Annotated in this window: 12 protein-coding genes; 8 read left to right on the top strand and 4 right to left on the bottom strand. The window is 59.9% G+C overall.

Going from position 1 to position 18,579, the window contains the following annotated elements:
• Positions 1-9 precede the first annotated feature (9 nt).
• From QKD99_RS05770 to QKD99_RS05755, 4 genes are read right to left on the bottom strand one after another with little or no spacing between them, the layout of a single operon-like run.
• Positions 10-1,398, bottom strand: coding sequence for a Y4yA family PLP-dependent enzyme (locus tag QKD99_RS05770; protein WP_347950950.1), 1,389 nt, complete (start codon positions 1,396-1,398; stop codon positions 10-12).
• Positions 1,395-2,696 (bottom strand): FAD/NAD(P)-binding protein, encoded by a 1,302-nt coding sequence (locus QKD99_RS05765; protein WP_347950949.1) that lies wholly within the window; start codon positions 2,694-2,696, stop codon positions 1,395-1,397. Before QKD99_RS05765 ends, QKD99_RS05770 begins: the two co-directional genes overlap by 4 nt.
• Positions 2,693-3,709: a pyridoxal-phosphate dependent enzyme gene (locus QKD99_RS05760; RefSeq protein WP_347950948.1), complete on the bottom strand. Its 1,017-nt coding sequence runs from the start codon at positions 3,707-3,709 to the stop codon at positions 2,693-2,695. The genes QKD99_RS05765 and QKD99_RS05760 overlap by 4 nt, the downstream gene beginning before the upstream one ends.
• Positions 3,710-3,741: 32 nt before the next feature.
• On the bottom strand, positions 3,742-5,046 hold the full coding sequence (locus QKD99_RS05755; protein WP_347950947.1) for a deoxyribodipyrimidine photo-lyase: 1,305 nt from the start codon (positions 5,044-5,046) through the stop codon (positions 3,742-3,744).
• Between the two features lie 314 nt (positions 5,047-5,360).
• Between QKD99_RS05755 and rplJ the strand changes: the two genes are divergently transcribed.
• From rplJ to QKD99_RS05715, 8 genes are all read left to right on the top strand, one after another.
• Positions 5,361-5,882, top strand: coding sequence for a 50S ribosomal protein L10 (gene rplJ, locus QKD99_RS05750; RefSeq protein WP_005322886.1), 522 nt, complete (start codon positions 5,361-5,363; stop codon positions 5,880-5,882).
• A gap of 88 nt (positions 5,883-5,970) precedes the next feature.
• Positions 5,971-6,360 (top strand): 50S ribosomal protein L7/L12, encoded by a 390-nt coding sequence (gene rplL / locus QKD99_RS05745; protein WP_023020528.1) that lies wholly within the window; start codon positions 5,971-5,973, stop codon positions 6,358-6,360.
• A gap of 203 nt (positions 6,361-6,563) precedes the next feature.
• Positions 6,564-6,785 carry a type II toxin-antitoxin system RelE/ParE family toxin gene (locus QKD99_RS05740; RefSeq protein ID WP_284814238.1) on the top strand — a complete coding sequence of 74 codons (222 nt, stop codon included), beginning with the start codon at positions 6,564-6,566 and terminating at the stop codon, positions 6,783-6,785.
• Positions 6,760-7,092 (top strand): HigA family addiction module antitoxin, encoded by a 333-nt coding sequence (locus tag QKD99_RS05735; protein ID WP_284814240.1) that lies wholly within the window; start codon positions 6,760-6,762, stop codon positions 7,090-7,092. Before QKD99_RS05740 ends, QKD99_RS05735 begins: the two co-directional genes overlap by 26 nt.
• A 71-nt stretch (positions 7,093-7,163) precedes the next feature.
• A complete protein-coding gene (locus QKD99_RS05730) occupies positions 7,164-8,180 on the top strand; it encodes a DUF3068 domain-containing protein (protein ID WP_284814242.1) in 1,017 nt (338 codons plus the stop codon).
• A gap of 384 nt (positions 8,181-8,564) precedes the next feature.
• Positions 8,565-12,059, top strand: a complete 3,495-nt coding sequence (locus tag QKD99_RS05725) for a DNA-directed RNA polymerase subunit beta (protein ID WP_347950946.1) — start codon at positions 8,565-8,567, stop codon at positions 12,057-12,059.
• A gap of 107 nt (positions 12,060-12,166) precedes the next feature.
• Positions 12,167-16,162, top strand: a complete 3,996-nt coding sequence (locus QKD99_RS05720; protein WP_337888930.1) for a DNA-directed RNA polymerase subunit beta' — start codon at positions 12,167-12,169, stop codon at positions 16,160-16,162.
• 408 nt (positions 16,163-16,570) lie between these two features.
• Positions 16,571-18,579, top strand: a 2,009-nt coding sequence (locus QKD99_RS05715; protein WP_347950945.1) for a Rib/alpha-like domain-containing protein, incomplete at its 3' end; no start/stop codon positions are given.

Here is an 18,579-nt window from a genome sequence, read left to right as displayed (position 1 = left end):
CGCCGGTAGTTATGTGGCGTCAATATCGTCTGGCACCCACCCGCCGCCGTCGAAGTAGACGTTGCGCGCCAAAGGAATTTGGTGCGAAGCAGACTCGAGGATGTGCATGAAATATCCGGCTGTATTCGGAATGGCAAGGGTATCTCCTACGGCAATGCCAGCCGGGAAGTCGAGTTCGCGGCGCAGGATAACCTCGTCTTCAATGCAGTAGGCGCCCACCACAAAGCCGGCGCGTGGCTCGCGGGAGATTTCCTCTACCGAGCCAGCCGTAGGTACCAAGAGAGGGTCGAGCAGGATGTCATCTGCGGCGGTCCGGCACTGGGTGCGATTCATCGCCACGCCGATAAGGGGTAGGCCATCAGAGCGTTCCTTGAGGAAGCTCACCTCGGTGAGGATTACTCCACAGCCGTCGAGCAAGCTGCGGCCGGGCTCAAGATGTAGGGCGATGTTCCGCTCGCGCAGCTCCTTGCCAGCGGTGCCGTAGCCGGGGACCTCGCCAGAGAGGAGCTGGTCCAGCCACTGACCGCGGGTTGGCTCCTGCCAGAAGGGGTAAGTATTGGATAGCGGATCCGCTTTCCACGTGAACGGTTCACCGGTACCAGCGCGTTGGGAGGCGATGCGCTCGAGGTAATTCTCCCACTGCTCGCGGGATTCCAGGTAGCTCATGGGCACGCCCCCGCCGATATCGATGAAACTAGCGGGCTGGCCCAATGTGCGGAGGTGCTCGACCAAGGAAATTGCCTCTGCCAGGGCGGTTCGGCGGTCGGCTTCGCTATAGCCGTGCAGGTGCACGTGGACGCCTACAGCACGAAGTTCCTTTGGCCACTCGGCTTGCCGCCATGCCGGCAGCCTCTCCCCGAAGCGGGTGGGGGGTAGGGAGTTTGGATCTGGAGCGAGGCGTGGTGCCACGTGGGCGGTGGTGTCTAAATCCCTCGCGATGGCGGCGATGCGGCGGGATTCGGCGAGAGAATCACAAGAGATAGTGACGCCTCGGGAAACCGCGAGGTGGAGCAACCCATCTGTTTTGATAGCGGCACTGAGGATGATGCGCTCTGGGGCGACACCGCGGTCGAGCACTTGGCGGAGCTCGTTCTCGCTGGCTACATCCACCCCGAGCCCGGCGTTGCGTGCAGCATCGACAAAACACAGCGCCTTATTGGCTTTGCGTGCGAAAAATACCTGGGTGTCCACGCCGTGGGAAGCGCCCGCATCGAGCAACTCCTGGGCATTGTGGCGCAACGGCGCGGAATTCAACACGTTCACCGGCGAACCGTAGCGCGAGGTCAATGCGCTGACGTGCTGCGGGTTTTCGACAAGCTCACGCATCCACCGTTCCCACCGGGCTCGCAAGGGGACGGTGCCGTGGACGGATAGGGGTTCTACAGGGGTGGTGGTCATGGGTTTCCTACTTTCTCCGCCCAGCGGGGGATGTCATCGTGCACGGAACGGTTAAGGGAGTCATGGCCGGGCAGGGAGAGCTCATTCATCCGGCCAATTTCCACCACGCCAGCAACGTCGTGGAAGGGGGAGGGGGTGGCTTGGGGAGCAACGGTGGCGTCGATAAGCAGGTCCACGCCGCCTTTTTCCCGCCAAGAATCTATCTGCCCAGGCATGCCTAGGTAGTCGGTATTCACCACACCGGAGTGGATCAACTCGAGCAGACGCCTAGCTGTGACCGGTGGCGGACCAAAAGCCACGCGCTCAAGGGTGCGTGAAAGCTCGCGGAAGCCGGGTATGGGGCCATGTGCCTTGTGCCAATCGACGCAGTCTTGGAATACCCCACGAAACGCCGCACCTACGGCCGCGGCCGGGGTGAGTGGACCGGTACCTTCGGCCGCACGTAGGGAAGCCTCGAGCTCAGTGACGGCATCGCCAGTGAAATCCTGACCGTCTATAACGGCGGCGAGGTCCGCAGTTGAGAAGTCACCGAATTCGCCTGCAGCCCCGATGAGGATCTCACGCAGCTCCGAAGCGCTGTCGATATGCGCGCAGGCCTGCCGCCACCGCGGTGACACCTCCGGCAGCGGTGCCTCCGGAGAGGGCTTTACCTCCATGAAGCGCCCGCTGCGGCTAACCGGGTAGATGGTTTCGGCGGTGTCGCCATACAGTAGGCACACATCGATGAAGCTTAAGGCGGCACCGCGTACGCCGATCCGGCGTGCGGAGCTCGGAAGATCGGCACCGAAGTAAAGACCGGTGACCGGTACGCAAGAAGCCTCGTAGGCCAAAGACCCAGCGTGGAGATGGTCGTGGCCGGTACAGACTAGGACCTCGTCGAAGGGGGAGCCATCGACCATGAACCCTTCTCCGTCGGCGCTTACCTCGGTCACGCGGTGCGGCAGGTGCCGGATGCGAACGTGGGATGGCGCGCGGCGCACTGCTGCGGACCAGGTATCGACGAGGAATTGGCCCACCTGGGCCCGCGGCGGGAAGGCATCGGTGGTGTCTTCACCGCGGCGGGTGCGCCAGGCGTTGAAACTATCGTGGGCAGTGGTGACGGTGGCGCAGTTGACGTTGAGGCGCCACTGCAGCGGCTGCTGCGGGCGGTAGACGGCGCCCGCACCGGCGGGGTAGGGGTCAAAGACGGTGACATCGAGTGGAACGCGGGCGCGCTCGAGGAGTTCCTCGACGGCCCACAGGCCACGCGGGCCAGCTCCAATGATGGCAATGCGGCGGGCAGGGCTAGCAGAAGTCACTGCGCCGACCCCTCGATGCGCGCTGCGAGTTCAGCGGGCGAAATGTCGAAGTTTTCGCACACCCAGGAGTCGTTATAAATGGTGTCGAGGTAAGGCTGGCCGGCGTCGTGCAGCACGGCAACCACCTCGGCCCCTGCCGGTAGGGAGGGCGCGAGGCGTTGGAAGGCGGCGATGACGGCACCGCCGGAAGCACCAGGCAGCAGGCCCTCTGCTTGAGCGAGCTGTCGGGCAGCAACGATGGCATCGAGGTCCGGAACCCTCTCCACGGAAGAAGGCGAAAACTTGGTGGATAGATCGGTTACGATTCCGGCGCCATAGCCGGGCAACATGCGGGTGCCACGCTCACCACCAAAAAGCACGGAGCCTTCCGCATCAACGCCGATTGTGTGGGTGTCGGCACCCAGCTCGGAGAGCTTGCGTACGCAGCCGCCAAGGGTTCCGGTGGTGCTCATGGCCACGAGCAGGTGGCTGGGCGCCTGACCGAGCTGGTCCAGAATCTCAGTCATGGTGCCTTCCGCGTGGGCGTGGAAGGCGGCTTCATTGGAATACTGGTTGAGGTTGAAAGAATCGGGGATCTCTTCCAAAAGCTCGGCCACGCGGGTGCGGCGGGCGGTGAGCCAATCGCCGGTTTCTGGATCGGGGTGGTCGAGCAATTCCACGTGTGCGCCGTAGGCCCGCATGGTAGCTACCGTGGAGGCGTTGACCCGCGGGTCCACCACGCAGTGGAACTTCATTCCCTGGAGCGGGGCTTGGCGAGCTAGCGCCATGCCCAGGTTGCCGGAGGAAGACTCCACCAGCGTCGAACCCGGGCGGATATCGCCAGCTTCGAGGGCTGCCTGGATAAGGGCCCGGGCGGTCCGGTCTTTGGCAGAACCGCCGAGGTTGAATTGTTCGAGTTTGAGATAGAGGTGGACATCCGGCCGGGGGCTAATCGCCTCCACTCGCATGAGCGGGGTGTTGCCAATGGGCGGGTGCGCTTGAGAATGAATCCTGGGGCTCATCATTGGCCCCATGGTAGGCCTTTACGTCCACCTTTTCCGCCGGCTTAGTCCTTGATCTCCGCGTATGCATCGAGAGCGGCTTGGCGGGACTCCTTCAGATCAACGATGGGTGGGGCAGACAGCGCGGGTGCCCAGCGGCGCACGTACTCGCCTTCGGGGTCGAAGCGTTTGGCCTGCGTTTCGGGGTTGAAGATGCGGAAGAAGGGCGCGGCATCATCACCGCAGCCGGCCACCCACTGCCAATTAAACGGGTTGGAGGCGGCATCGGCGTCCACCAAGGTGTCCCAGAACCATTCTTCGCCCAGGCGCCAGTGGATGCCCAGGTTCTTGGTGAGGAAGGAGCCGACCACCATGCGCACGCGATTGTGCATATACCCGGTGGCCCATAGCTCGCGCATTCCGGCGTCGACAAGCGGAATGCCCGTAGTGCCGGCCTGCCAGTCCTTGAGCCGCGGGTCGTCCCAGGACCAGTCGAAGCGGTCGAATTTCTCCCGCACGTTCTCGGTGGCGAGATTGGGTAGGTGGTAGAGGCGGTGCCAGGCAAAGTCGCGCCACAGCAGCTCGGAATGAAACTTTGCGGCCTCTGGCTCCTCGGCCGCGGCGAACCACACCTCGCGCGGAGAGACCTCGCCAAAGCGCAGGTGGGGCGAGAGTAGGGAGGTGGCATTGAGCGCGGGGATATCGCGTTCCTCGGCGTAGTTGGCCAGGTCCAGTTGGGCTAGTCGCTCGCGCGCCCCAGCCTCGCCGGGCGTCCAGTGCTCGGCCAGCGATGCCGCCCATGCCGGTTCGGTGGGCTTGGGCCAGGCAGATGCACTGCTTGCCGACGCCCCCATCTCCGGCACCCCCTCCGGTTCATCTCCCGCCACCTGGGAGGCGGCGGCCTTGGAGAAGGGAGTAAAGACCTTATAGGGCTGGCCTTGGCCATTGGTGACCTCCCAGGGCTCCACCAAGGTGAAACCGGGCGAGGACGTCGCGGTGATGCCCTGGGAGGCCAGGGTTTCCTTGACGGTGGCATCGACCTCGCGCAGCGGGCCGTGGTAGCGGCGGGTCCACGTCACGGTGGTGGCGCCCAGTTCGGCGGCCAGGCGGGGGATTTCCGTGCGGGCATCGCCGGCGGCGCGAATGAGTTCTACGCCGTGGTCGGCAAGGTCGCGGGCGAGGGCATAGAGGGAACGCTCGCGCCACCACGTGGTCGCGCCGCCCAGCGGGCGGGTGCCGGGATAAGCGGGCTCGTCGAGGACGACGGCGACCAAGGGGGCGTCGCCAAGCGAGGCGGCCTCGGCCGCGCGGGAAAGAGCCTGGTTATCGTGCAGGCGCAGGTCATCGCGGAACCACATGAGGGAGGTCATGGCGGCCATGCTACGCGGAGCACACGGCGATTTGGAGAAACCGCGGGTGGGGAGGTAGTGTTTTCCACGAAGTTTGAACGGCCACTTCGCGGCCGAGTCAAAGTTCACCGAAGACCGTTGGTCATCCATTTGGATCGAAGGTTCTCCATCCTAGGAGGCGGCCCACGCAGGAGACACTTTGCGATTATTCGCGGCATTCTCTTATGTCGCGCGCCCTGTGCTCTTGCACGGGGCTTTTGTTGTTTCGGGCAACCGAAGCGAGGAAGGCCCCGGCGGAATAATAAAAGAGATGTTTTGGAAGGAGGCGAGAGACAATGGCAAACCCAAAGAACACTGCAGACCTGGCAGAGCTGAAGGAGAAGCTGGCTGGCGCTAACTCTGTCGTATTGACCGAGTACCGCGGCCTGACCGTATCCCAGCTGCAGGAGCTGCGTAACGATCTGGGCTTTGACGTTGAATACTCCGTCGCCAAGAACACCCTTTTCAAGATCGCTGCCAAGGAAGCTGGCATCGAAGGTCTTGATGATTTGCTGACTGGCCCGACCGCAATTGCGTTCATCAAGGGCGAGGCAGTGGATGCTGCGAAGGTCATCACCAAGTTTGCTGATGACAACAAGGCACTCATCATCAAGGGTGGCTACATGGACGGCAACGCACTGTCTGCCGACCAGGTTGAGGCCATCGCCAAGCTGGACAACCGCGAGACCACCCTCGCAAAGCTGGCTGGCGCTATGAAGGGTTCTATGGCGAAGGCAGCCGCTCTCTTCAACGCTCCTGCAACCAAGGCTGTACGCACCGTCGCAGCCCTGCAGGACAAGAAGGAAGCAGAAGCTTAAGTCGTCACAACAGACGCACAATTACAACACCGTGTGCGCGGCATAAATCACGCGCGGCGCACACACAACACAGAAAGGACTTGCCATCATGGCTAAGCTCACCAAGGACGAGCTCATTGAAGCTTTCAAGGAAATGACCCTCATCGAACTGTCCGAGTTCGTTAAGGAATTTGAAGAGGTATTCGACGTTGAGGCTGCTGCTCCGGTTGCTGCTGTTGCAGCTGGCGCTCCGGCTGAGGGCGGCGCTGCTGCCGCTGAGGAGAAGACCGAGTTCGACGTCGTTCTGACCGACGCTGGCGCTAAGAAGATTGGCGTTATTAAGGCTGTTCGCGAGATCGTCTCCGGCCTGGGCCTGAAGGAAGCTAAGGAAATGGTCGAGGGTGCTCCTAAGGCTATCCTCGAGGGCGCTTCCAAGGACGACGCTGAGGCTGCTAAGACCAAGCTGGAAGAGGCTGGCGCTTCCGTCGAGCTCAAGTAATTTCACTGAGCTTTACGCTTTCAAACCCCCACTCTTACCGCCGCGCGCGGTGGGAGCTGGGGGTTTCCTCGTTTTATGCTCGCGGACGCAATGCGGGTAGTACAGCAATGGCCAATAGTGTCAAAGTGTGACACTATGGCGTTGCTGAGTTCAGGAGGGGTAGCTTAGAGCGCTTTCACACTGATGGTAAGGCGCCAAAGTACGTGCCCCCTGAACTGCGAAGAATACTGCGCCGCAAACTCATCATGATTGACCGCGCAGCCTCTCTTGCCGATTTGAGGATTCCACCAGCGAATCACTTAGAAAGGCTGAAAGGGCAGTGGGACGGATTTTATTCCATCCGTGTTAATGCGCAGTGGAGAGTAGTCTTCCGGTGGACAGGGAAAGGAGCTGTGGACGTTGACTTCATCGACTATCGCAAATAAGGGGGAAGAGTCCTCCGATATCGTCCCCGTTCCACATCCTGGAGAGGTCCTGCGCGAGGAATTTCTGGAGCCGCTCGGACTGACTCAATACCGCTTGGCCAAGGACATTTTTAGCTCCAGGTCCCAAATTTCCAAGCTGGTGCGTGGGCGCATTGGGATTAGTGCGGAAATGGCGCTCCGCCTTTCTGCCTATTTGGGTAATTCGGCAGAGTTTTGGCTGGGGCTGCAAGAAGAGTTTGATCTCTGGTGTGCGCGGCAGACCACAGATACTAGCAGCATCATCGCTTGGAATGCGCAGACGGCCTAAAACCAATCCGGCGTGGCAGGGCGGCCTGTAGAAACAAGGAATCGCCGCCAAGGGCTGTAGAATTAGCCCCCATGCTGCCCAAGTCCCGCATTTTTTCCGTCCTGCTCCTAGGCCTCGGCGTCGCGCTCATCGCCGCCGGTATTGTGGCGCCGGCGTTTTTGGATTACTCCCCGCGGCTGCCGCTGAACCTGAAAAACAGTACGTGGACACTGCACGATGATTCTGCGGATTCGCAGCAGCTGTCCAAGGACGGCACCACGCCGTATTCGGGTCCCATGACCTACCAAATCAACATGGATATCCAAGAGCCCTCGGACGATGAGAAGGCCACCGTGCGCATCGGTGAGACCCGCATGCGCGGCGAGGGGGAAGGCCTCAATGACCTGAGCCAGGCCCAGGTATGGAGCTACCCGGTGGACCGTCTGAGCGGCGAGGCGGCGGGGGAGGCCACGTTGAGCCACACGCTTGCGACCCCGTCCGACACGGTGACTGTGGACGGCTACTGGCTTAAGTTCCCAGCGGATGCGGAAAAGACCAACTATCCGGTCTTTGACCCGACGCTGCGCAAGGCCGTCGATGCGGTCTTTGAAGAAGAAACCACGATGGATGGCCGCACGGTCTACCGCTACCACCAAGAAATTGAGCCGACCAACGTGGCACAGCTATTTGCGGCCGATGGCAATACCACCAGCCTGCCCAAGGAAGGCGGCGGCGAGGAGCAGGGCTACCTGACCCACTCCGGTAGCCGCGACTTCTACGTGGACCAACAAACCGGCCTCGTGGTGGGCATGGATATGGATATCGATGATTACTACGCGGACCGCGAGGGCGTGGGCCGCGAGCGTGCTTTCGTCTTTAACGGCTCTACCTCTGAAGAGGACCAGCAGGCGCTGCTCAAAGAGGCGGCAGATTTCCCGCGCGACCGCGTAGCGGAGATCGTGCGGTGGGTTGCCATCGGCCTCGGCGCACTGTTGACTCTGCTCGGAATCATCGGCGCACTCGGCCTATTTGGCGGCAAGAATAAGCATGCCCGCTCGCGCCATAACCGCGGACGCGTCGGTGGAAGCGCGGTGCCGGCGAGCCGGTAAAAGCGCAGCTGGAAAACAAAATCGCCGCCGGGGTTGCGGTGTATTGAGATTTTAGTGGTAGGGTGCTCGGTGGTTGTCGCGCACAGTGGCGCGGCATGGACGCGTTAGCGCCGCGGCGAGCACGAGCTTGCCCCCTAGCGCGGTAGCGACACGCCCCAAGAGTGGTGTGTCTTTACATGGCAGGTCTTTTCCTATAAGCTGTTTCGTTGCGCTGGAATCTGGATCTTCGGTGCACATTTAGCCTTTCAGGCCGGTGATGGCAAAACCGACTTGACAAGGTGATTTTGTGCATTCTGAACCCAGACACTCCACAGCAGACCGAATGCTAGAATTACCAGCGGTTTTGCGGCTCGTCGGCCAGGGCGAGCAGGCAATCCGCGTGAGGTGCTGGAAGGACCCATCTTGGCAGTCTCCCGCCAGACCAAGTCAGTGGCCAATATCCCCGGAGCCCCGAAGCGATACTCGTTTGCAAAAATCAGCGAGCCTATCGCCCTGCCGGGTCTCCTTGACGTACAACTTGATTCCTTTGCTTGGCTCGTCGGCGCGCCGGAGTGGCGCGAGCGCGAGCAGGCTGAGCGCGGCGATGACGCCCGCGTGACGAGCGGCCTCGAGGACATCCTCGAAGAGCTCTCGCCGATTGAGGACTACTCAGGCAATATGTCCCTGTCCTTGTCGGAGCCGCGCTTTGAACCGGTGAAGAACACCGTGGATGAGTGCAAGGAAAAGGACATCAACTACTCCGCGCCGCTGTACGTGACCGCAGAGTTTATTAATAACGACACCCAAGAGATTAAGTCGCAGACCGTCTTCATCGGCGATTTCCCGATCATGACGGATATGGGCACGTTCATCGTGAACGGTACCGAGCGCGTCGTCGTCTCTCAGTTGGTGCGCTCCCCGGGCGTGTACTTCGATCGCTCGATCGATAAGTCCACCGAGCGTCCGCTGCACTCCGTGAAGGTTATTCCTTCCCGTGGTGCATGGTTGGAGTTCGACGTCGACAAGCGCGACACCGTTGGCGTGCGCATTGACCGCAAGCGCCGCCAGCCGGTAACCGTGCTGCTTAAGGCACTGGGCTGGAGCGAGGAGCAGATCAGGGATCGCTTCGGCTTCTCCGAGCTCATGATGTCCACCCTGGAGTCTGACGGTGTAGCGAACACCGATGAGGCACTGCTGGAGATTTACCGCAAGCAGCGCCCGGGCGAGCAGCCCACCCGCGAGCTGGCTCAGTCCTTGCTGGATAACTCCTTCTTCCGTGCAAAGCGTTACGACCTGGCTAAGGTCGGCCGCTACAAGGTCAACCGCAAGCTGGGGCTCGGCGGCGACCACGATGGTCTGATGACCCTGACCGAGGAAGACATTGCCGTCACCCTTGAGTACCTGGTCCGCCTGCACGTAGGCGAGCGCGAGATGAAGGCACCGAACGGTGAGATGATCTCCCTGCACACGGATGACATCGACCACTTTGGTAACCGTCGCCTGCGCACCGTGGGTGAGCTCATCCAGAACCAGGTCCGCGTCGGCCTGTCCCGCATGGAGCGCGTTGTGCGCGAGCGCATGACCACCCAGGACGCGGAGTCCATCACTCCGACCTCCCTGATTAACGTGCGCCCGGTCTCTGCTGCTATCCGCGAGTTCTTCGGTACCTCGCAGCTGTCCCAGTTCATGGACCACAACAACTCGCTGTCCGGCCTGACCCACAAGCGCCGCCTGTCCGCGCTGGGCCCAGGTGGCCTGTCTCGTGAGCGCGCCGGCATTGAGGTGCGAGACGTTCACGCTTCTCACTACGGTCGTATGTGCCCGATTGAGACTCCCGAGGGCCCGAACATTGGCCTGATTGGTGCGCTGGCGTCCTACGCCCGCGTGAATGCTTTCGGCTTCATTGAGACCCCGTACCGCAAGGTTGTGGACGGCAAGATCACCGACCAGGTGGAGTACCTCACCGCCGATGAAGAGGACCGCTTCGCTATTGCTCAGGCTGAGGTAGAGCAGGACGCAGAGGGTAACCTCACCGGAGAGCGTATTGAGGTCCGCCTGAAGGACGGCGACATCGGACTTACCGACGCCGCCGGTGTGGACTACGTTGACGTATCCCCGCGCCAGATGGTTTCCGTGGGTACCGCCATGATTCCGTTCTTGGAGCACGACGATGCTAACCGTGCTCTGATGGGTGCGAACATGCAGAAGCAGGCAGTGCCGCTGGTGCGCTCCGAGGCCCCACTGGTGGGTACCGGTATGGAGCAGCGCGCTGCTTACGACGCTGGCGACGTTGTTATCACCCCGAAGGCCGGTGTGGTCGAAAACGTCACCGCTGATGTCATCACCATCATGGATGATGAAGGCCAGCGCGATACCTACATCCTGCGTAAGTTCGAGCGCACCAACCAGGGCACCAACTACAACCAGACCCCGCTGGTTTCCATGGGCGAGCGCGTAGAGGCCGGCCAGGTTCTGGCCGATGGCCCGGGTACCCACAATGGTGAGATGTCCCTCGGCCGCAACCTGCTGGTTGCCTTCATGCCGTGGGAAGGCCACAACTACGAGGACGCCATCATCCTCAACCAGCGCATCGTGGAAGAGGACATCCTGACCTCCGTCCACATCGAGGAGCACGAGATCGATGCTCGCGATACCAAGCTGGGCGCCGAGGAGATCACCCGCGAGATCCCGAACGTCTCCGAGGACGTCCTGAGCGACCTGGACGAGCGCGGCATCATCCGCATCGGTGCCGACGTTCGTGCCGGCGATATCCTGGTGGGTAAGGTCACCCCGAAGGGTGAGACCGAGCTGACCCCGGAGGAGCGCCTGCTGCGCGCCATCTTCGGCGAGAAGGCCCGCGAGGTCCGCGATACCTCCATGAAGGTGCCGCACGGTGAGGTGGGCAAGGTCATTGGCGTTGCTCGCTTCTCCCGCGAGGATGATGACGATCTGGCTCCTGGCGTCAACGAGATGATTCGCGTCTACGTGGCCCAGAAGCGCAAGATCCAGGACGGCGATAAGATGGCCGGCCGCCACGGCAACAAGGGCGTTGTGGGCAAGATTCTCCCGCCAGAGGATATGCCGTTCATGGAGGACGGCACCCCGGTCGACATCCTCCTGAACACCCACGGTGTGCCACGTCGTATGAACATCGGCCAGGTTCTGGAAGTTCACCTGGGCTGGTTGGCACATGCCGGCTGGAAGGTTGACACCGAGGACCCGAAGAACGCCGAGCTGCTCAAGACCCTGCCGGAAGAGCTGTACGACGTTCCTGCGAATTCCTTGACCGCCACCCCGGTCTTCGACGGTGCTACCAACCACGAGATTGAGCGCCTGCTGGCTTCCTCCCGTCCTAACCGCGACGGCGATGTGCTGGTGGATGAGCATGGCAAGGCCACGCTTTTCGACGGCCGCTCGGGCGAGCCATACAAGTACCCGATCTCTGTCGGCTACATGTACATGCTCAAGCTGCACCACTTGGTCGATGAGAAGATTCACGCCCGTTCCACCGGTCCTTACTCCATGATTACCCAGCAGCCGCTGGGTGGTAAGGCCCAGTTCGGTGGCCAGCGCTTCGGCGAGATGGAGGTGTGGGCAATGCAGGCATACGGCGCTGCCTACACCCTGCAGGAGTTGCTGACCATCAAGTCCGATGACGTCGTCGGCCGCGTGAAGGTCTACGAAGCCATTGTTAAGGGCGACAATATTCCAGATCCGGGCATCCCTGAGTCCTTCAAGGTGTTGCTCAAGGAGCTGCAGTCCCTGTGCCTGAACGTGGAAGTTCTTTCCACCGACGGCACGCCGATGGAGCTGTCTGGCTCTGATGACGATGACATGGATAGCCCATCGCTTGGCATTAACCTGTCCCGCGATGAGGGTTCCTCCGCTGACATCGCCTAATTAGTTTCTTGGTCCACCGCGGGGTGAGTCCCTGCGGTAGGGCATAAACGTTCCATTCATACAAAGCCATCAATTCCTCGACAACGAGGATGAAAGGGAGACATTACGTGTTTGACGTAAATCTCTTCGACGAGCTCCGCATCGGTCTGGCCACCGCAGACGATATTCGTCGCTGGTCCAAGGGCGAGGTCAAAAAGCCCGAGACCATTAACTACCGCACCCTGAAGCCGGAGAAGGACGGCCTCTTCTGCGAGCGCATCTTCGGCCCTACCCGTGACTGGGAGTGCGCTTGTGGCAAGTACAAGCGCGTCCGCTACAAGGGCATCATCTGTGAGCGCTGTGGCGTTGAGGTGACCAAGTCCAAGGTTCGTCGTGAGCGCATGGGCCACATTGAGCTGGCCGCTCCGGTGACCCACATCTGGTACTTCAAGGGCGTTCCTTCCCGCCTGGGCTACCTGCTGGACCTGGCTCCGAAGGATCTCGAGCGCATCATCTACTTCGCAGCCAATATCATCACCTCCGTGGATGAAGAGGCTCGCCACAACGATCAGTCCACCCTGGAAGCAGAAATGCTTCTGGAGAAGAAGGACGTTGAGGACGATACCGAGTCCGAGATCGCCGAGCGCGCCTCCAAGCTGGAGTCTGACCTGGCTGAGCTGGAAGCAGCCGGTGCCAAGGCCGATGCCCGCAAGAAGGTACAAAACGCTGCCGATAAGGAGATGCAGCACATCCGCGAGCGCGGCGAACGCGAAATCGCCCGCCTGGATGAAATCTGGAACACCTTCATCAAGCTGGCTCCGAAGCAGATGATCATTGATGAGACCATCTACGAAGAGCTGGTTGACCGCTACGAGGATTACTTCACCGGCGGCATGGGTGCAGAAGCCATCCAGACCCTGGTCCGCAACTTCGACCTTGAGGCTGAGGCCGAGGAACTGCGCGAGATCATCAACAACGGCAAGGGCCAGAAGAAGATGCGTGCCCTCAAGCGCCTGAAGGTTGTTGCTGCCTTCCTGCGCTCCGGCAACGATCCGGCCGGCATGGTGCTGGATGCCATCCCGGTTATCCCGCCAGAGCTGCGCCCGATGGTGCAGCTGGACGGTGGCCGCTTTGCTACCTCTGACCTCAACGATCTCTACCGCCGCGTGATCAACCGCAATAACCGTCTGAAGCGCATGATTGACCTGGGTGCGCCAGAGATCATCGTGAATAACGAGAAGCGCATGCTGCAGGAGTCTGTGGACGCGCTCTTCGATAACGGTCGCCGCGGCCGTCCGGTAACTGGTCCGGGCAACCGTCCGCTGAAGTCCCTGTCTGACTTGCTCAAGGGCAAGCAGGGCCGCTTCCGTCAGAACCTGCTGGGTAAGCGCGTGGACTACTCCGGCCGTTCCGTTATTATCGTTGGTCCGCAGCTGAAACTGCACGAGTGTGGTCTGCCGAAGCTCATGGCGCTCGAGCTATTCAAGCCGTTCGTTATGAAGCGCCTGGTAGAAAACGACTACGCCCAGAACATCAAGTCCGCCAAGCGCATGGTTGAGCGCCAGCGCCCAGAGGTGTGGGACGTTCTGGAGCAGGCCATTTCCGAGCACCCGGTGATGCTCAACCGTGCACCTACGCTGCACCGCCTAGGTATCCAGGCCTTCGAGCCGAAGCTGGTTGAGGGTAAGGCTATTCAGCTGCACCCGCTGGCTTGTGAGGCGTTCAACGCCGACTTCGACGGCGACCAGATGGCAGTCCACCTGCCGCTGTCCGCTGAGGCGCAGGCAGAGGCCCGCGTCCTGATGCTGGCGTCCAACAACATTCTGTCCCCGGCATCCGGTAAGCCGCTGGCCATGCCACGTCTGGACATGGTTACCGGCCTGTACTACCTGACCATGGACAAGTCCGAGGATGAGATCGGCGGCAATGGTCGCTTCCGCGAGGCAGAGAAGGACAAGCCGGCTACCGGCGTCTTCTCCTCCTACGCTGAGGCCCTCATGGCCTATGACCGCGGCACCGTTGGCCTGCAGGCTCCGATCAAGGTCCGCATCGATCACCTTCGCCCGCCGAAGGAGATCGAGGAAGAGCAGTTCCCAGATGGCTGGTCCAAGGGCCAGGCATGGATGGGCTACACCACCATTGGCCGCGTCATGTTCAACGAGCTGCTGCCGTGGAACTACCCGTACCTCGAGGGCATCATGGTCCGTAAGGGCGGCGGCTCCGGCAATAAGGTTCTCATCGGTGACGTGGTCAATGACTTGGCCAATAAGTACCCGATGATCACCGTGGCCCAGGTGCTGGACAACATGAAGGATGCCGGCTTCTACTGGGCAACCCGTTCCGGCGTGACCATCACCATGTCTGACGTTCTGGTTCTGCCGAATAAGACCGAGATCCTTGAGTCTTATGAGAAGGAAGCAGAACGCATCGAGCGCAAGTACTGGGAGCAGGGCGCTCTGACCGAGCGCGAGCGCTACGATCGCCTGGTTGAGCTATGGAAGGACGCTACAGACACCGTCGGTGAGGCCGTCGAGAACATGTACCCGGATCACAACCCGATTCCGATGATTGTGAAGTCTGGTGCTGCCGGTAACATGCGTCAGATCTGGACGCTGGCCGGTATGAAGGGCATGGTTGTGAACTCGCACGGTGATTACATCACCCGTCCGATTAAGACCTCCTTCCGCGAAGGTCTGTCCGTTCTGGAGTACTTCAACAACTCCCACGGCTCCCGTAAGGGCCTGGCCGATACCGCGCTGCGTACCGCTGACTCTGGCTACCTCACCCGTCGTCTGGTGGACGTGGCCCAGGACGTCATCGTCCGCGAAGAAGACTGTGGCACCCGCCAGGGCGTCCGCGTCCCAATCGGCGAGGTTTCCGGTGACAAGGTTGTTCTCTCCGAGTTGTGGGAGACCTCTGCATCCGGCCGCGTTCTTGCGACGGATGTCAAGGGCGAAGACGGCGAGGTTGTGGCCGAGGCCGGCTCCGACCTCACCGAGGAGCTCACCCAGAAGCTGCTTGACGCTAAGGTCACCGAGGTCAAGGTCCGCTCCGTGCTGACCTGCCAGACCCCGGCCGGCGTGTGTGCCAAGTGCTACGGCAAGTCCATGGCTTCCGGCCAGCTCGTCGATATCGGCGAGGCTGTCGGAATTGTGGCTGCACAGTCCATTGGTGAGCCGGGTACCCAGCTGACTATGCGTACGTTCCACCAGGGTGGTGTCGGTGGCGATATTACCGGCGGTCTGCCGCGTGTTCAGGAGCTCTTCGAGGCCCGTAACCCGAAGAACCGCGCTCCTATCGCCTCCGTTGACGGCACCGTGTCGCTGTCCGATGAGGGCAACTTCTGGACCTTGACCATCACCCCGGATGACGGCTCTGATGACGTGGTCTATGAGAAGCTCTCCAAGCGTCAGGGCTTGGCACAGGTCCGTCGCCCGATGGAGTCCAACCCGGACGCCATGATTGAGCGTTCCCTCAAGGATGGCGACCACGTTGAGACTGGTGACCGCCTGATGCGTGGTGCGGCTGACCCGCACGACGTGCTCGAGGTTCTCGGCCGCCGTGGTGTGGAGCAGCACCTTATCAATGAGGTGCAGGCTGTGTACCGTACCCAGGGCGTGGCTATCCACGATAAGCACATCGAGATCATCATCCGCCAGATGCTGCGCCGCGGCACCGTCATCGATGCTGGTACCACGGACTTGCTGCCGGGTAACCTCATCGACCTCTCTGAGGCTAAGCAGCTCAATGCTGCCCAGGTCGCAGAAGGCGGCGAGCCGGCTCAGCTGCGCTCGGAGATCATGGGTATTACCAAGGCCTCCTTGGCTACCGAGTCCTGGCTGTCTGCTGCATCGTTCCAGGAGACCACGCGTGTGCTTACCGACGCCGCTATTAACAAGCGCTCCGATAAGCTCATCGGCCTCAAGGAGAACGTCATCATCGGTAAGCTCATCCCGGCCGGTACCGGTATTTCCCGCTACCGCAACATCTCCGTCAAGCCGACCGAAGCTGCGCGCAACGCCGCATACTCGATTCCGACGTACGGCGATTCCATCTACGGCGATGACGGCTTCGGTGAGTTCACCGGTGCTTCTGTCCCGCTGGATGAGGACTTCACCTTCTAGGTAAAAGCGAGGGCAGTAACGCCGTAAATATTGCCCCAACAAAAAGCGTGTCTGGACCCCAGACACGCTTTTTTCATGCGAAAAAGGCGGACAGCTTAGTGAAGGCGTACTGATCTCCAAGACGGATATTTACCTGATTTATCACGTGTTTAAGTGGCGCGAACAATCCGAAGGGCCACTGGCTAGGCAGATCTTCCGTTCCTGAGAGATGTATACAATGTTAACCAGAGACAATAATAAAATTAAATGTAGGTATCGGTTGTGAAAGGTAGCTGATTTTAATAATGTTACAGATTGAGGACAGTCAGAACTCAGCTAAAAATTAGATGTTCGTACGCCCAGGCCAAGAGTGGAGGGCATGCTCCTGTTCTCTGATGTTCCCTAATTTTTTATAAGGAAGGACTTTTCATGAAAATGAAGAGTTTTAACGGCGTAACTCGCCGTCGCGGCACCACTATCGCTGCCGCTGCTCTCTCTGTAGCTCTCGTAGCTCCGTTTGTTCATCCAGTTGTAAATCCGGCTTCCTCGCCGGTTGCTGCTGCTCAGGATGCAGCATCTGCGCAGGATCGCAGCGTTGATTCGCAGGGCACTTCGGAAGCAACTGCTATTCGAGCGGATGGTACTTGGGGTCAGAAGAAGGGCTACCAAGGAACGGTCTACTTGGATCGTGATTCAGGGCCAGAGGCCCAGAATGAAGCTGACGAGGCCATGCCTGGTGTAAAGGTCTTCTTGCAGTATATTAACGGTAAGGGGCAGGTTTCTCCTATTTACTACACCACCTCGGATTCCGAGGGTAAATTCGTCTTCGACTTGTCCAAGGCGCCGAAGGATGGTCTGGGCAATCCGGTCGAATTCAAATTGGCAGGCGATTCGAAGTTCCAAGTCCGCACTTGGGCTGAAAACCCGGACCCTGCAAAGTACACCTTAGCGGCCGGTGGCGACATGTACAGCGGTCGCTTCCATGACAGACTGACCCGTAAATGGGAGAGCTGGGACTTTACAGCCGGCATTAACCGAATTGTCGGTTCTAAGGTCGTATTCCAAGAACGTCCGAACGTAGATGGGTGGCTTGCAAAGCCCGAAGCTGAGTGGACGGAGGCGCCGGCTGCTGATAAGAAGTGGCCAGAGGGTGGTCTTTATGGTACCGCACGGGGCAATGTTTGGTGGGAAAACAATGAGGCCATGGGCTCACTCTCCAACCAATACTTTAAGGGATCTTCAGATCGTGCCGCTACTGATGTTAAGGTCGTAGGCTCCTATGTTAACGATGAAGTAGCACGTCAATTTGACGCTTGGAAGGAAGCAAACAAGAACTACAGTCGCGAACAGTTCCGTGTTGCCCAGAAAGAAATTGTTGACAAATATCAGGCTGAGCACGGTGAAGGCTCCCATATCGCAGAGTCCCGCGTAGCTTACGTAAAAGACGACGGTTCTTTCTACCTCCCTTTTGCTGGTTTGTATGGCGAAAGCCGCGCCCAAAAGGGCAACAGAACTACTGACGAAGAATGGGGCACGCTCGTCTCCGCAAAGGACGAAAAGCACACTGACCTAACGCAGTGGAACGGCACCTCACTAAAGCGTGACTTCCACATCAACACGGATTATATGTACTTGTATCCGATAGTCGGTGATAATCGTGACCTATGGATGGGTAATTACCAGGACAACATGTTCCAGCCCCCGCATGGCGGAAACCTCGGTATTGAGCTCGCTGGAGCGAACATTTCTGTCCAGAACTTCGCGTTGCTGACCCCGCGCCCAATTCACGACGTCTTCAATTACGACAACACTTCTTCTATCGCAGCTCCTGGCGATACCGCGAAGTCGAAGACTACCGGCCTGGTTCCCAATCAGGAGTATGCTATTGAGTGGTTTGCGGACGGTGAATCCACCGGTGAGACTTGCACTGTCACAGCTAACGAGCTCGGTGAGTTGGAATCCTGTGACTTCACAGTCCCGGAGAAACTATCCAAGCCGACTGTGTACTCTTCTCAGGTATTCGCTGCCGATTCTTCGGGCAAGCGTACGGGCACGCTCCTCCTGGCAGATTCATTCCTGGCTGACCCGACCGTTGTGAAATATGACGAGACTAAGGGAACCGCTCAGGAAAAGGATCTTGAATCAAAGCCTTCTTTCGACAACCCTAATACTGATGCCGTCGAGGAAATGCCGGAAGGCGCAACCTTCGAGTTCGCGGATCCCGCTGCTGCTAAGAAACTGGGGCTGGATATCGATCCTAAGACCGGCGCAGTTAAATGGCCTGCAGATAAGCAGGTTGAAGGCGAAAACGAGGTGCTCGTAAAGGTCACATGGACCCCTGCTGAGGGTGCTGATCCAGTATCGCGTGAAGTACCTGTGAAATTTGATTTGGATGCTCCGGCTCCGGACGCTAAGGACAATGAAACCTTCGAGCCGAA

Origin of the sequence: Corynebacterium sp. c3Ub_189, assembly GCF_039907195.1 — a bacterium.
Classification (GTDB): Bacteria; Actinomycetota; Actinomycetes; order Mycobacteriales; family Mycobacteriaceae; genus Corynebacterium.
The sequence above is the reverse complement of the archived record's forward strand: the minus strand, read 5'-3'. Positions and strand labels throughout refer to the sequence as shown.

Bases quoted from the DNA above. Each gene is read 5' to 3' on its own strand.
- QKD99_RS05760 (WP_347950948.1), bottom strand. From the start codon at position 3,709: ATGGGGCCAATGATGAGCCCCAGGATTCATTCTCAAGCGCACCCGCCC.
- rplJ (WP_005322886.1), top strand. From the start codon at position 5,361: ATGGCAAACCCAAAGAACACTGCAGACCTGGCAGAGCTGAAGGAGAAG.
- rplL (WP_023020528.1), top strand. From the start codon at position 5,971: ATGGCTAAGCTCACCAAGGACGAGCTCATTGAAGCTTTCAAGGAAATG.
- QKD99_RS05730 (WP_284814242.1), top strand. From the start codon at position 7,164: ATGCTGCCCAAGTCCCGCATTTTTTCCGTCCTGCTCCTAGGCCTCGGC.
- QKD99_RS05755 (WP_347950947.1), bottom strand. From the start codon at position 5,046: ATGACCTCCCTCATGTGGTTCCGCGATGACCTGCGCCTGCACGATAAC.
- QKD99_RS05770 (WP_347950950.1), bottom strand. From the start codon at position 1,398: ATGACCACCACCCCTGTAGAACCCCTATCCGTCCACGGCACCGTCCCC.